This is a genomic window from Rhodanobacter sp. Col0626, from assembly GCF_049994385.1.
Taxonomy (GTDB): Bacteria; Pseudomonadota; Gammaproteobacteria; order Xanthomonadales; family Rhodanobacteraceae; genus Rhodanobacter.
Genome location: NZ_CP188260.1, coordinates 270517 through 285084 on the forward strand (window position 1 = coordinate 270517; position 14568 = coordinate 285084).

A 14568-nucleotide genomic window follows, 5' to 3' on the forward strand; every position below is an offset into this window, starting at 1 on the left:
CCATTGCTGTCCACTGCATGACGGATACAAACACTCAAGTGGAAACGGAAGCGGCGACCGAATCGCCGAAGTTTTCAAGGGGAGCTAGATCTAATGAATCGCGACAATTACAAGCATTACCGGAGCAAAACCCTGGTCAGCGCCATCGCTGCGGTACTCGCGCTGGGTGCAGCAGGTGGTGCCACAGCTGAAACGTTGACGGGTCAATCGACCTATACGCTCACCCCTAGCCATGCGCCGAACCTCTGGACGCAGTCCGCTTCCTTGCAAGGTTATCTGGATGGAATCACCAATTCGCAGTACTTGACCGGCGACGTCACCGCTGACGTCACCGGTGCGAACATCCTGGTCGATGCCAGCATGTCGGGCGCTCCAGTCACCACAAACAATAATGCCCTCCTCGCAGCCACGGAAGACAGCACGACGGGGTTGGCTGGCGCCAACGGCGCGGCGAACACTGTGGATCTGTCGTCGTTGGGACGCGATGGCCTCAATGAGGGTCTGGGCATTCTCAATGGGCAACTGTTTGACGAGGCCTCGGTACAGAGCAGCATCAATGGCGGTTCCATCGCCACGGATTTGACCAATTACGCCGCCGGATCCATCACGCAATCCAACAACAGCATCAAAGCCACCACCTCGATCAACAGTGCCAGTAATCAGGCGTCAGGCGGTCTGACGGACAGCTTCGACGGCACCGCCGCGGGAAGTATCGAGTACAAATTCAGTGCGACCACACCTACGACACTGACCAGCACCGGCGGCGTATCCGTCGGCAACGTGCAGACCACGGTCGATGCGGGTGCGGGTGCTCAGTCCTATGCGCACATCGCAGACTCGGACATCAGCGTCAATGACGCGATGGCTCCCTCCATTCCGCCGCCGTTGCCGGGGCTAGCTACTCTGACGGTTGGTGTCACAGCCAACGGCAACGCCATTGCAGCCAGCTACTCTGGTAACCAGAGTGACAATCGTTTTGACGCCACCGCCGGCACGAGTTTCAGCGGAAGCGTCAGCGCGATCAATGGCCAAACCAACATCAACACCGTCGGCTTTGATGCGGGCGACGCCGCTTCGGTCGAGGATAGCGGTATCAGCGCTTTCCTGGGCGGTGCGCTGGCTGGCGCGTTGAGCGTCTCCAAGAACAACCTGGATGCGTCGGCACAAGGCAACACGGCGACCACCGCGATCGTCTTTGCCAAAGGCATCGACGTACATGGCAATTCCCCATCCGCCCATCTGACGGAACAGGCCAACACCCGGGGCATCCTCAGTGGCGATCTCGTCCTGCTCAATACTCAACGCAATCAGGCTACGGAACTGGACAGCCACGTCGGCGGCAGCTCCATTCTCGGCACGAGCCTGCACCTAGGCGACGGCAGCGCGATGACGATGACTGGAAACGGCATTGATGCAAGCGCTGGCGGCAACCAGGCCATCAATCAGGTTAGCGCGGATTCCGCGGACTTCAGCGCCAACAGCGCCGTCGGGAATCAGCAGGTCAACCAGGGAACTTCGATTTCTTCCGCAGTGGACGGCGCCATGATCGCGACCGCCGTGCTGGGGGACATCAGCGATGTCGCCAACGGCGGCAGCGTCTCCGTCTCCAGCGACCACATCGGCGCCGATGCGAACGGGAATCAGGCGAACACGACGATTGATCTGCAAGGCAGCAATTACGATACCTGGGATACTGTCGACAACATGTCCGCCAACAGTGCCACGTCCGGTCTGGTAACTACCGGAACGGCCGGCGTCGCTGTGGGCAACGAGCAGTCCAATACCGGCGGCGCATCGATTTCTGCTGAGGTCGGAATCGGCACGGACGCTTTCAGTACGCACGGCGGATGGATCGGCGCGTACTATAACGGCGGCCTCGACGGTGCAAGCGTTACGGTGAACGACGATACAGTCAGCGCCAGCGCCGGCGGAAATGCTGCCACGACCGGCGTCATGCTGGGTGGCACCAACGGCCACGTGAACGCGCAGATGTCCAATGGCCAGTTCAACGACAGCGTTATCGATGCCAAGGTGGAAGGCGCCCAGGTCGGCGTCTACCTGGGTGGAGGCTCGTCCACCACTGCGAGCTTGACGGTCGATGGCGACCAGCTGAATGCCGATGCCTCCGCCAACCAGGCCAGCAATAGCGTTACCACCGACTTTGCCAATGAGGGCCTGGGACTTCCTAGCCAAAACAACTGGAGTACGGCAAGCAACGTCATTGACACGGCCGCGGAAACGAACACAAACAAGGCTGAACTGGCGATTGCCAGCAATCAAAAAAATGCGGGTAGCGTGACAGCGCAAGCGACCGATAGCTTTATCGGCGTTAATGTTGGCGAGCATCCCTGGTCCGGCGACGACCTAGTGCGTGGCAACGTGACCGACGGAGCTATCAACGTCAGCGGCAACAGTGCCTCCACTAGCGCAATCGCCAACAACGTCGGCAACAATTTGAACGTCGGTGCAGGCAATCTGACCCCAGATTCCGGCCACTCCGATCAGGTTGCTTCTCTGGGCAATCTTCAGGAGAACGCCGCAAGCGTGATCGCCAGCGCAAGCGTCACGGGGGATGACGTTCGGGATCTGGAGCAGATCGGTGCGTTCGTGCATGGCAATGCGGAAGATATGGACGCCACCGTAAACAATAACGGCGTGAGCGCCTTCGCTGGCGGCAACATCGCCGGCAACACGATGACCTTCGCGGGTACCAGCTATACGCCTGCGGCATCCACGGCACCAGTTGGAGGCGTTGGCCTCATGACGGCGACCGATATGAGTGTGTCCGCCGGCTTCGCCTTGCAGAACGTCCAGGTCGACACGGGTGGTGATGCCACCAGCCGCACCGCCAGCGTGGACAACGGCAATATCGGCCTCAGCCTGACCGATGGGGCACTTGACGATCGCCATTCCATTGGCGACAGCACGCTGACAGTCAATAACAACACCGTCAGTGCCGAGGCACGCGACAACTACGCCACCAATGGGCTGTACCTCGGTGCCGAGTACCAGCAGCAAAATGGCAGCACGGTGCTCGTCCCCGCGCCGCTGTCCAGCCTGAACACGACCGCAGCGCTGCAGAACGTGCAGCAGTCGTCTGGCGATACCACCAGCAGCGCCAATAGCCTGCTGGGAGTCATCGCCGGTCACTACGACGTCACAGGGTCGACCGCCAGCATCTCCAGCAACACAGTCTCCAGCCTGGCCAGTGCCAACACGGCGTCAAACCAGTTGAACGTGGCTGCGGGCACGCTGAGCGGCGACAGTCGCTATGTCGATGGTAGCTATACCTACGGCGCTGCGTCGATCCAGCCGAACTCGGGCATTCTTCCGCAGTTCGTGCTGGCCGACTACGGCGTGGCCAACACGCAGACCATGGGTGGCACCGTCAGTGCTTCCCTGCTTGACTCCGACAACAACGGCACGGGCATCGGCTTGGCTCTTGGCCAGGGTAATCTGGATGGCGGCAGCGTAACCGTCAGCAACAACGTCCAGCAGGCGCTGGCTCAGGCCAACGCGGCTACCGACACACTCAGTCTGCAAGGCACGCAGATCGATGCTTCGGCTTCCGTCTTCAACCAGCAGGATGCGGCAGGCACGGTAAGTGCCACGGGTGGGTTCGCGGCCGATGCACTGGGCTTCGGTGTTCAGGTAAATGGTTCGGTCGGTACGACGACGGCCTTGCCGATCACCGTCAGCGGCAACACGATGCTGGCCCAGGCCGGGTTCAATGACGCGACCAACCAGATCCATGTCACCGGCGCCAGCACCATCGGCGGCAGCGATGCCGACTTCCGCGCGGTCAGCAGGGACGACGGCACCGTGTATGCGCAGGCTGACGAGTCGTTGCTGAACGCGCAGACCGCTTCGGGTGCGGCAATCGCCACCCTCAAACCCGGCATGAGCGGAATCGAAGTCATGGCCAGCGACACCCAAAGCACCATCGGCAACACCGATGCGGCCAGCAACCTGACGGTAACCGGCAACCAGTTTGCGGCGCAGACGAGCCTCAACAATGCCAGCAACAGCGTGCGGGTGGATGGTGCGGCGAGCATCGCCGCCACAGCGGCGGTGGCCAACCAGCAGTCGGCGGCAGGCAGCGCGGTTAGCCAGATCAGCAATGCGGATGTCGGTATCTACAACCGTGGTCTGGACGGCGCAGGTGGTGTCATCACCAATGCCGCCATGACCGTCGCTGACAATCTGTTGAGTACCAGCGCCAGCGGCAACAGTGCAAGCAACGCCATCAACATACAGCCGATGGCCTTGAATGCAGCGGCGTCCATTGCGACGCAGGCCAGCATCGACAGCAATGGCAGTCAGGCAGTGGCCGACTATGCAGTGCTGAACATGCAGAACAATGCAGCGGCGGTAAGCGCGGAAATTGCTGGCAGCTCGATCGGCGTCAATGCCGATGCCGGAACCATTGCAGCGCGCGGCAGTGCCTCACAGATGCTCAACAGCGTGGGTACTGTTACTGGCAACCAGGCGATGGCATCGGCCGCGGGTAATAGCGCCAGCAACAGCATCGTGCTGGCGTCGGTGAGCAATATCGGCATGCCGAGCGCTTCACTGGTCAGCTCGCAGGTGAACACTGCCTCCATCAGCGCCACCGTGAGCAACGTAACCATCGGCGTGATTGCCGGCATCGGCAGCAATTCGCCGGTGACCGTCAACAACAACACGATCAGCGCGACCGCCGCGGGCAACTCGGCGATCAACCATATCGGCATCGGCAACTAAGAAAACGGCGACCGCCGTTCGCGGCAGCGTGATGGTGGGAAGGGCGCCCAGTGCTCCTTCCCACCCGCTTTGCCCGGCGGGCGGGCGAGCCAAAGGATCGCCGTTCAATGCTGGCACCCGGTTCGCAGATCGTCGAGTAACGGCAACGGAAACCGGGCAGCGCGACTTTGCCGCTGCCCGCGCCTACCGATCGCACATTGAGCGAAGCGAGCCCACGGGGAAACCGCTTTGACTGTTCATCACAGGGGAAGTTCATGCATCGCAGCACCGGTCCCACGCAACGCAATTTCCGCAACAAGACACTGGTCGGCGCCATCATCGCGGCGTTGGCGCTTGGCGCCGCCGGCACGGCAGCCGCCAACAACGTCGGCGGCAGTTCGACGTATACGTTCGACGGCGTGCAGACGCTCACCCTGCAGCAGTACGTGAAGGCGATCAACAACACGCAGACGCTTCTCGCGCCGCTGAGTGCCAAGGTGCTCGACAGCGAAGCCGGTTACCGTGGCCCTGCCGCCGACGGTTCGCTTACGGTGTCCGCCAACACGTTCCAGGCGTTGACGCAGGACACCACCCACACGAACCTACTGGGCGCGAACGGCGCCGACAATTCGGTCGACCTGGTGCTGCTGGGCAGCGGCGGCGTGAATGCAGGCATTGGCATTGTCAGCGGGCAGCTGGCCGATGAGGGCGTGAGCGCAAAGGCGGGCAACAACAATATCGGTCTCGACCTGACCGATTACACGTCCGGCAACGCCACCGTGACCGACAACACGATGAATGCGACCGCTCTGGTCAATGGCGCCAGCAACCGTGTCGAAGGCGCGTTGAACACGAAGCCTTTTGACGGTGGGAAGCGAGGCGGCGTAAGCGCCCACTACGATCCCGCAGGCGCCGCCATGGAGGCCACTGGCGGCGTGACGATCGGCAACGCACAGATCGCAGACGAGGTTGAGTTGTTGGCGAACGTGACCGACTCCAACATCACGTTCGTCAACGCGATGACCACATCGGGCACCAGTAGTGCGCCGATAACGGTCACCGGCAACACGGTCAATGCCGCCGATACCGGCAACCGTGGCGATAACCGCTTTGCCGCCGCCGCAGGCGGCGCGGTCAGCTATGCCGGCAGCGTGGGCGTGGTCAACGGCCAGGCCAGCCTCGGCGGCCGCACCCGGGCAAAGGTGACGGAAACCGATATTGGTGCGGATCTGCAGGACACCACCTTTGGCGGCCAGCTTGACGTCTCCGGCAACCGTCTGAGCGCCGCTGCGCAGGGCAACGATGCGGCGGCGGTGGATGCCAACGGCAATCTGGTGCGCGGCAACGTCATCAGCTTCGGCCAGGGCATCGAGGTGACCGGGGCGAATCACGAGGGCAGCCTTGCCATGTCCTTCGGCAACAGCATTGTCGACGGCGACGCCGACGCCGACCTCGCGCTGCTGAACAGCCAGGGCAACCGGCAGAACTCTATCGTCGGCAATGTCGGAAATTCCGACATCGGCGCCCAGCTCACCACGCTGGACGGTGGCAGCCTGACCGCAAGCGACAACCATGCTGCCGCGAGTGCGGGCGGCAACAGCGCGATCAACATGGTTTCCGCGAACGGCAGCAGCTTTGACGCCGGCGTTGCCGCGGGCAACCAGCAGAGCAACGATCACACCAGCATCCATGCCTACGCCAGTGACATCACCCTCGGCGTGCAAATCGGCAACGATGGCGGAAACTCGGGCGACAATTCCGGCGATGTCACCGTAAGCAACAGCAGCATCGGCGCCTCAGCCAACGGCAGCAGCGCACAGACGCTGGTCGACCTGCAGGGAACCAGCTTCAACGCCAGCACCGGCGATGCCGTGGATGCCAGCGCCAACAACGCGGGCTACACCTCGATAAATGCCGGCACGGCCGGCATAGCGGTGGGCAATCTGCAGGCCAACTACGGCGCAGGGACCAAGATCGACGCCGCCGTGGGCAGCGTCGATCTTGGCGCTGTCTATAACGTCGGCGGTATCGACGACAGCAACGTCACCGTAAATGGCAATGCGGTTTCCGCCAACGCGAGCGGCAACAGCGCAAGCACCTCCGCCCATGCAGGCGGCGCCGTCGGTTCGCTGACGGCTTCGCTGGGCAGCGGGCAATACAACGCCAACGACATCAACGCGAGCGTCCGGGGCGCCAGCATCGAGGTCCATAACTACAGCGACGGTATCGACGACTCCCAGGTGAGCGTCGGCAACAACGCCCTCGGCGCCACCGCCTTTGCCAACCAGGCCAACAACAGCCTGTCCACCGCGTTCGACGGCAACCTCACGCTGGCCGACGGTGGCACCGGAAGCACGATCGAAGGATCAGGCAATCAGGGCAGTGCCGGGCTGGTCCTGTTGAACAACCAGATCAACGACGGAGCCGAGGTGAATGCCTCGCTGGAGACCGCATGGATCTGGGCGGTCTCCAGCGACGAAATATCCGGCTCCAACGCCGACATGCAGGCCAACACCATCGCCGCCAGCGCCATCGGCAACAACGCCGGTAACAGCCTGACGCCGGTGGCCGGCAGCCTGGTTCGCGACGGCGAGGGCGGTACCCTGGCCGCGCTGGGCAATCTGCAGCAGATGACTGGCGGCAGCACCGCCACGGTGGAGGACGCCGGCGCCGAGGTTTATGCGGGCGACGTCGAGAACGCGACCACCACCCTGACAGGCAACCAGTTCAGCGCTTTCGCCGGCGGCAACCTTGCCGGTGGCAACGGCGTGGCCGGCAATGCGCTGCATGTCACCGGCATCAACCTGGTGGACGAGGCCGGTGCCGGCACCGTGGCCAGCTACGATAGCTCAACGACACAGCAGCGTGCCGTGGCAGCGTTTACGCTGCAGAACGCGCAGTCGAGCACGGATGGGAACCGCGTCGCCATCATTGACGGGGCCTACATCGACGATGAATTCGACGATGTCGGAAACAGTTCATTGACCGTCGCCGGCAACGGCATCAGTACCGAGGCACGCGACAACCGCGCCGCCAATTTGCTGGGCCTGGATGGCTTCAGCGCCTTGGCGACGACCGCTGCGCTGCAGAGCGCGCAGACCTCCGAAGGCAGCATGACCAGTGCTGTTGGCGAAGCGGTCATCGGCATCGCCACGGTCTCTTCGGGCCACGTCGACATGACGGTCTCCGGCAACACCATGTCCGCCAAAGCGGTGGCCAACACGGTCGCCAACCAGCTCACCGTCGACGCCGTCAGCCTCGACGGCACCGCGGGCGGCGGATTGCTGCCTGGTGGTGCACCGGACGGCTACCGTGGCGCCGTTGGCAGCGGTGGATTGCTGGACGTTGTGACGGATTACGGCCTGTCGAACCTGCAGGTCCGGAATGGCGGCGATATCGACGCCGGCATCGGTTTCGCGGACATTGGCGCAGTGGCGGATGGCGGCGATATTGATGATGGCAGCTCGGTAACGGTGAACGGCAATAGCATGACCGTGTTGGGCCAGGGCAATTCCGCCGGGAATACCGTGGGCCTGACAGGCAGCCAGATCGATGCCACTGCCGCCATCCTCAATTCACAGTCCATGCAGTCCAATGTCGCCTCGCAGGCAGAGGGGGTGAGCATCGGCATCACCGCCGAAGGAGCTATGGACTCCGCCATGCCGCTGACAGTCACCGGCAACAGCGTGGGCGTATTTGCCGAATTGAACGACGCTGTCAATGCGTTGAACGTAAATGCGGACAGCAGCATCGCCGGCAGCGTGGGTCTGGCGGGCGCCTCCGACGATACCGACAGCTATCTCGGGTTCGCCGGAGCGGTGGCCGATTTTGCCCTGGTCAACGGCCAGGGTAGCGGCAGCGCGGCGACCGCCACGCTGGAAGATGCCCAGGCCGGCATTCAGGCCGGTTGGAACATCGGCGCGAATGACGGCAACAGCAGCCTGACGGTCAGCGGCAACCAGTTCACCGCACAGGCCAGCGGCAACAGCGCCAGCAGCAGCGAGGCCTTGAACGGCACCGGCGGCGTCGCCGCAACGGCGGCCCTGTACAACACGCAGTCGCTTTCCGAAGATGGGGAGATCGGCGCGACGGTGAACCATGTCACCGTGGCCGCCGGCACCGAAGGAGACGTTGGCGACATCCAGCGGGCCAACGTGACCGTGTCCGGCAACCAGGTGTCCGGTTCCGCCAGCGGCAACAGTGCCAGCAATGCCATCGCCGCCAGCTCGGCTGTGCTGAACGGCGCCGGTTTCGTCGATACCGTGGGCACGACCGACGGCGGCGCCGGGGTGTCGACCGCCATCGCCGATTACGCGTTGAACAGCGTGCAGCGCAACGATGCCGCCATCGGCACGTCGATGGACAGGGTTGCCATCGGCAGCAATCCCCTGGGCACCGATGGCGCTCTGACCGCCAGTATGGCGACAGTCAGCAATAACAGCGTGGTGGGTTCGGCCGTAGGCAACAGCGCCAGCAACAGCATCTTGCTGGCGTCGGTGGCTGGCGTCGGGATGCCCAGCGCTTCGCTGGTCAGCTCGCAGGTGAACACTGCCGCCATCAGCACCGCCGTGAATAACGTGACCATCGGCGTGGTTGCGGGCATCGGCAGCAACTCGCCGGTGACCGTCAACAACAACACGATCAGCGCGATCGCCACGGGCAACTCGGTGATCAACCACATCGGCATCGGCAAGTAAGAAACACCGGCCCCATCGAAGTAGTGGAAATGCCGGTGAAGAAGGGCAGGCAACGCTCTTTTTCACCGGCGTCTGCCGGAAGGATGCGGCGGAGCAAGGACTGTCGCGTATCAGGAAGTCCCGTTCGCAAGCGACATAGAAATCGTCATTGAAAGGCTGGCGGAGTCTGTCGCAATCGCAGCATCCACCATCACACATTGAAGCGAGGCGGACTCATCTGGATCGCCTCCATTTTTTTACCACAGGGGAAAGCTCATGAACCGTGCTGTCATTAACACTCCGAACCATTTCCGAAACAAGGCGCTGGTCGGCGCCATCGTGGCGGCCTTGTCGCTCGGAGCCGCCAGTACCGCCGCGGCAGAAACCACCTATGGCCTCGCTTCGGGCACGCAGACGCTGACCTTGCAGAGTTACCTGCAGATGGTCGCCAGCCAGCAGGTGTCTGCCGCTCCGGTAAGTGCTGCGGACGTGGACAGCGAGGTGGGCTATCGCGGCCCGGCCTCCGGCGGGTCGCTGACAGTCAGCGGCAATACGTTCCAGGCGTTGACGCTGGACACGACCACCAACCTCCTCGGCGCCAACGGCGCTGACAACGCGATCGACCTGGGCCTCCTGGGCATCCAGAACGACAGCCTGCCGGTGGGCGACGCCAATCAGGGCATCGGCATTCTCAGCGGCCAGTTCGCCACGGCGGGTGTGAGCACGCAGGTAGACCATGACAACATCGGTCTGGACGTGACCGATTACACGGCTGGCGATGCCGCCGTCACGGGCAACACGCTGAATTCGACGACCCTGGTCAACGGCGCCAGCAACCGCGCCACCGGCGCGCTGAACACGACGCCCTTCAGCAGCGCTCTCGCGGGCCAGGTGAGCGTGGACTACACGCCGGCCGGTGCCGACGTGGCGGCTGCCGGCGGAGTGACGATCGGCAACGCGCAGGTGGCGGGCGGGGTGACCTCGTCCGCGCGGATCACCGATTCGAATATTTCGCTGGTCGACGCCGGCGTCTCCGGCAGTGCACCGGTGGATGTATCCGGCAACGCCGTCACGGCGGCCGACACCGGTAACCGCGGCGACAACCGTTTCAGCGCCACTGCCGGCGCGGTCAGCTACGCCGGTGCGGTGGGCGTGGTCAACGGCCAGGTCAATATCGGCGGAGATACCACGGCGGCCATTCTCGACACCGACATCGGCGCGGAGCTGGACAGCCCCGTGTATGCCGGTGAGCTCAGCGTAACCGGCAACACCATGAGCGCGTCCGCCCAGGGCAACGATGCCGCGGCGGTGGATGCCAGCGGCGTCCTGGTGCGCGGCAACACCATCAGCTTCGGTCAGGGCATCAACGTAACGGGCGTGAACGACAGCGCCAGCCTGGATCTGTCGATCGGCGCCGCCGGCGTCACCGATGGCGTCCATGGCACCGCCGCCGCCGACCTGGCCCTCCTGAACACCCAGGGCAACCAGGGCGGCACGATCGGCGGCTCCATCGTGGACTCGCGCATCGGTGCCGAAGTGGGTGGTCTCACTGGCGGCAGCCTGACGGCGACCCAGGATCACATGGCCGCCAGCGCAGGCGGCAACAGCGCCATCAACCTGGTTTCCGCCAACGGCGCCAGCTTCGACGCCAGCGTGGCGGTAGGCAACCAGCAGGCGAACGACCGCACCGCCATCCAGGCCAGCGCTATCGGCCTCATGGTGGGTACGCTGGGGACTGGCGACGTCACGGGCGATGTGACCGTCGGTAGCAGCAGCATCGCTGCCAGCGCGAATGGCAACAGTGCGCAGACCGTGGTCGACCTGCAGGCTTCCAACCTCGATGCAGCCGGCACCTTAAGGGCGGGCGCGCTCAGCACCTCCACGTCGCTGGGTCTGGACCATAGCAACGCCAATTACGGCGATCCCGGCGTCATGGTCGGCAATCTGCAGGGCAACTATGGCGCTGACACGACCATCGGTGCACAAGTCGCGGATTCGCTGCTCGGGGCGATGTACGCAGGTGACGTCTTGAACAACGACACCAGCGTCGACTACGGCACGATTGCTGCCACCGCCAGCGGTAACAGCGCCAGCACCAGCCTCGCCGCGGCGGGCACCACCGGTGCGTTGAAAGCGGTGCTGGGCAGCGGGCAGTACAACGCCAATGCCATCACGGCTATCGCGAGCGGGAATTTCCTTGGCACTGGGAGCGAGGGCGGCGGCTTCGCCGGTTCCAACCTGACGGTCGGTGGCGGCAGCCTCAACGCCAGCGCCAGCGCGAACCAGGCCACCAACAGTCTGACGACTGCCTTCGACAGCAGCCTCACGCTGGCCAGCAGCGTCAATGCCAATGGCAGCGTCATGGATGCCAACGGTGGCAGCAACAATGCCCAGGCGGCCCTGAACCTGCTGAACAACCAGACCAACGATGGCGCCGACGTGACCGCGGTGACAGCGGACGGTGAAATCGGCGTCGTGGGCCTGGACGCCTTTGGCGACTCGGTTACCGTGCAAGGCAACAGCGCCGGCGCCAGCGCGATCGGCAACAGTGCCGGCAACACCCTGGCACCGGCCGCTGGCAACCTGGTGCACGGCGGCAACGGCGATCTCGCCGCGCTGGGCAACCTGCAGTTGATGAGCGGCGACAGCACGGCAACGGTTAGTGGCGTCGGCATGGGCTACGCTTTTGCTGGCGAGGCCGGCTCGCTGACCGGTACGGTGAGCGGTAACACGATGAATGCCTTTGCGGGTGGCAACATGGCCGGTGGTGATGGCACCGCCGGCAACAGCCTGACCGCGTCCGGCACCAGTCTAGTCGACAGCGGAGCCGCCTACGTCGATGCAAGCTACAACGCTGGGACTTCGGCATTGGCCGCGTTGGCAAGCTTTACCCTGCAGAACGCGCAGACCAGCACCTCCGGCGAGCGCAGCGCAACGATCGACGGGGGCAGCATCGGCGGTTCGGCGGTCATCGTGGCCACCGACAGCAATCAGAGCGTTACCGGCAACAGCATGAGCGCCGACGCGCGCGACAACTATGCCGTCAATAGCCTGGGTCTGGATTTCGACGGCAGCCTGACGACCACCGGCATGCTGCAGAGTGCGCAGACGTCCACCGGCGGCATGACCGGTGTCGTCAGCGATTCGGCGATCGGCCTGACGGCAGCACAGATAGACGCGGGCAGCCTCACGGTCACCAACAACGGCGTATCGGCCAAGGCGGTCGCCAACACCGCGAGCAATCAGTTCTCGGTCCAGGCCAGCGGGTTGTCGGGCAACGCGGGCGACGGCTACCTTTCGACGCTGGGTGTACTGGCGGATGCGGCGGGCTACCGCGGCGCGGTTGCGCTCGGTGGAACGTCCATGATCGTGGCGGACTACGGCCTGTCGAACGTGCAGACGCGCAGTGGCGACAGCATCGCGCCCAGCGCCACCGGCATCCAGATCGGCGTGAGCGCGGATACGGGCGACATCACCGGCAGCCCGACGACCGTGTCTGACAACGCGGTGACCGTGCTGGGCCAAGGCAACTCCGCCGGCAACGGGCTGGCGCTGTCGGGCAGCAGCATCGACGCCTCGGCGGCGATCCTCAACAGCCAGTCCACCTCGTCCGCCGTAAACGCCTCGGCCAGCAACATCCACGTCGATATCAGTGCCGATGATGGCCTGTTCGGCGGCATGCCGCTCACCGTCAGCGGCAACAGTGTGGACGTGTCCACTGGCCTCAACAATGCCACCAACGCCCTGAGCGTGGATGCGGCCAACACCGTGAACGGCCAGGTCGGCCTGGCGGGTGCTTCCACCGACAATGAGAGCTTCGATGGCTTTGCCGGCGCGGTGGCGGATTTCGCCGTGACCAATTTGCAGGTCGGCACCAGCGCGGCGACGGCCAGCCTGATCGACGCGAGGGTCGGCATCCTAGCGGGTGACGACATTGCGGGAACCGAAGGCAGCCTGACCGTGACCGGCAACCAGCTCGACGCGCAGGCCAGCGGCAACAACGCCGGCAACAGCGTCGCGCTGAACGGCGCGGGCAGCGTGGGTGCCACCGCTGCGGTGCACAGCCAGCAGACGAACGGGGGCGCCATTGCCACCACGGTCAGCGGTGTAGACGTGTCTGCCGGTAACCGGGACACGGGTAACGGCGACATCGTGAGCCAGGCAGTGACGCTGGCCGACAACCGCGTCTCCGGCTCGGCCAGCGGCAACAGCGCGAGCAACGCCATCAGCGTCGGTTCGGCGGCTCTGAACGCAGGTTTCGTCGGCACCGAGGGAAACAGTAGCGACGTGTCGACCGCAATCGCCGACTACGCGTTGAACAACGTCCAGGGCAACACGGCCGCCATCAGCTCCACGATGAGCAACGTCACCATCGGCAGCAACCTCAGCGGCGGTGCCGGTGCGGTGCTGAACAGCCATGCTGCCATCGGCAGCAATATGGTCATGGCGTCGGCATCGGGCAACAGCGCCGGCAACAGCATCATGCTGGCCTCGGTGGCCGGCATGCCGAGCGCGGCGCTGACCAGCAGCCAGGTGAATACGGCCAGCGTGACCGCCAGCATCAGCGGCGCGCACATCGGCATGATCGCCAGCGGACTGAGCAACTCGCCGGTGACCGTCTCAGGCAACAGCATCACAGCCAATGCGGTGGGCAACTCCGCCATCAATCATATTGGTATTGGCATGTAATCAGGTGCACCCGACAGATGGGTGATTGGGGAGGGGCAGAGATTGTCTGCCCCTCCCTTTTTTTCGCGCTTCAGATGCAGCCCTTGGTCCGGTGAATACCAGAAGGTATTTCGTCGATACGTAATAACGAATTGTCATGGCAGTGGTTGGAATGATTGAAAAAAATAACCGCGGCGGCTGGCTTTTAATATGCGTACTGATTGCAGTTCTAGCCGGCTATGTCATGCATCTTTATGGTCTTACGTAGAAGCACAATTGCGTTTTACGAAGTAACTTCATCCACTTTTACCGGAACGGGGTACGAAGCTTTTACGGTAAGTGGCTTGAATTTTCTTTGCCATTGGTGTCATACGGCGTTGTGCGCAATTCAGCTGAATGGATGTGCGGCCTTTGCTCCTGTATCGCATTCGACCGATTGGAGCATATGATTTAGGGGTTCATGACCTGAGACCTTTGTTACGCAATGAGCGTTATTTCCAAT

Annotated in this window: 3 protein-coding genes; all 3 read left to right on the top strand. The window is 63.5% G+C overall.

Annotated features, from left to right (window positions below; genetic code table 11):
* Positions 1 to 93: 93 nt before the first annotated feature.
* The gene (locus ACPPVV_RS01125; protein WP_426701647.1) at positions 94 to 4743 is read left to right on the top strand and encodes a beta strand repeat-containing protein; all 4650 of its coding nucleotides are present in this window, start codon (positions 94 to 96) and stop codon (positions 4741 to 4743) included.
* Positions 4744 to 4997: 254 nt separating this feature from the next.
* Positions 4998 to 9419, top strand: coding sequence for a beta strand repeat-containing protein (locus ACPPVV_RS01130; RefSeq protein ID WP_426701648.1), 4422 nt, complete (start codon positions 4998 to 5000; stop codon positions 9417 to 9419).
* Positions 9420 to 9674: 255 nt separating this feature from the next.
* Positions 9675 to 14087: a beta strand repeat-containing protein gene (locus ACPPVV_RS01135; protein WP_426701649.1), complete on the top strand. Its 4413-nt coding sequence runs from the start codon at positions 9675 to 9677 to the stop codon at positions 14085 to 14087.
* Positions 14088 to 14568: the final 481 nt, after the last annotated feature.

Excerpts from the sequence above, each read along its gene's own strand:
- ACPPVV_RS01125 (WP_426701647.1), top strand. The coding sequence starts at position 94 with ATGAATCGCGACAATTACAAGCATTACCGGAGCAAAACCCTGGTCAGC.
- ACPPVV_RS01130 (WP_426701648.1), top strand. The coding sequence starts at position 4,998 with ATGCATCGCAGCACCGGTCCCACGCAACGCAATTTCCGCAACAAGACA.
- ACPPVV_RS01135 (WP_426701649.1), top strand. The coding sequence starts at position 9,675 with ATGAACCGTGCTGTCATTAACACTCCGAACCATTTCCGAAACAAGGCG.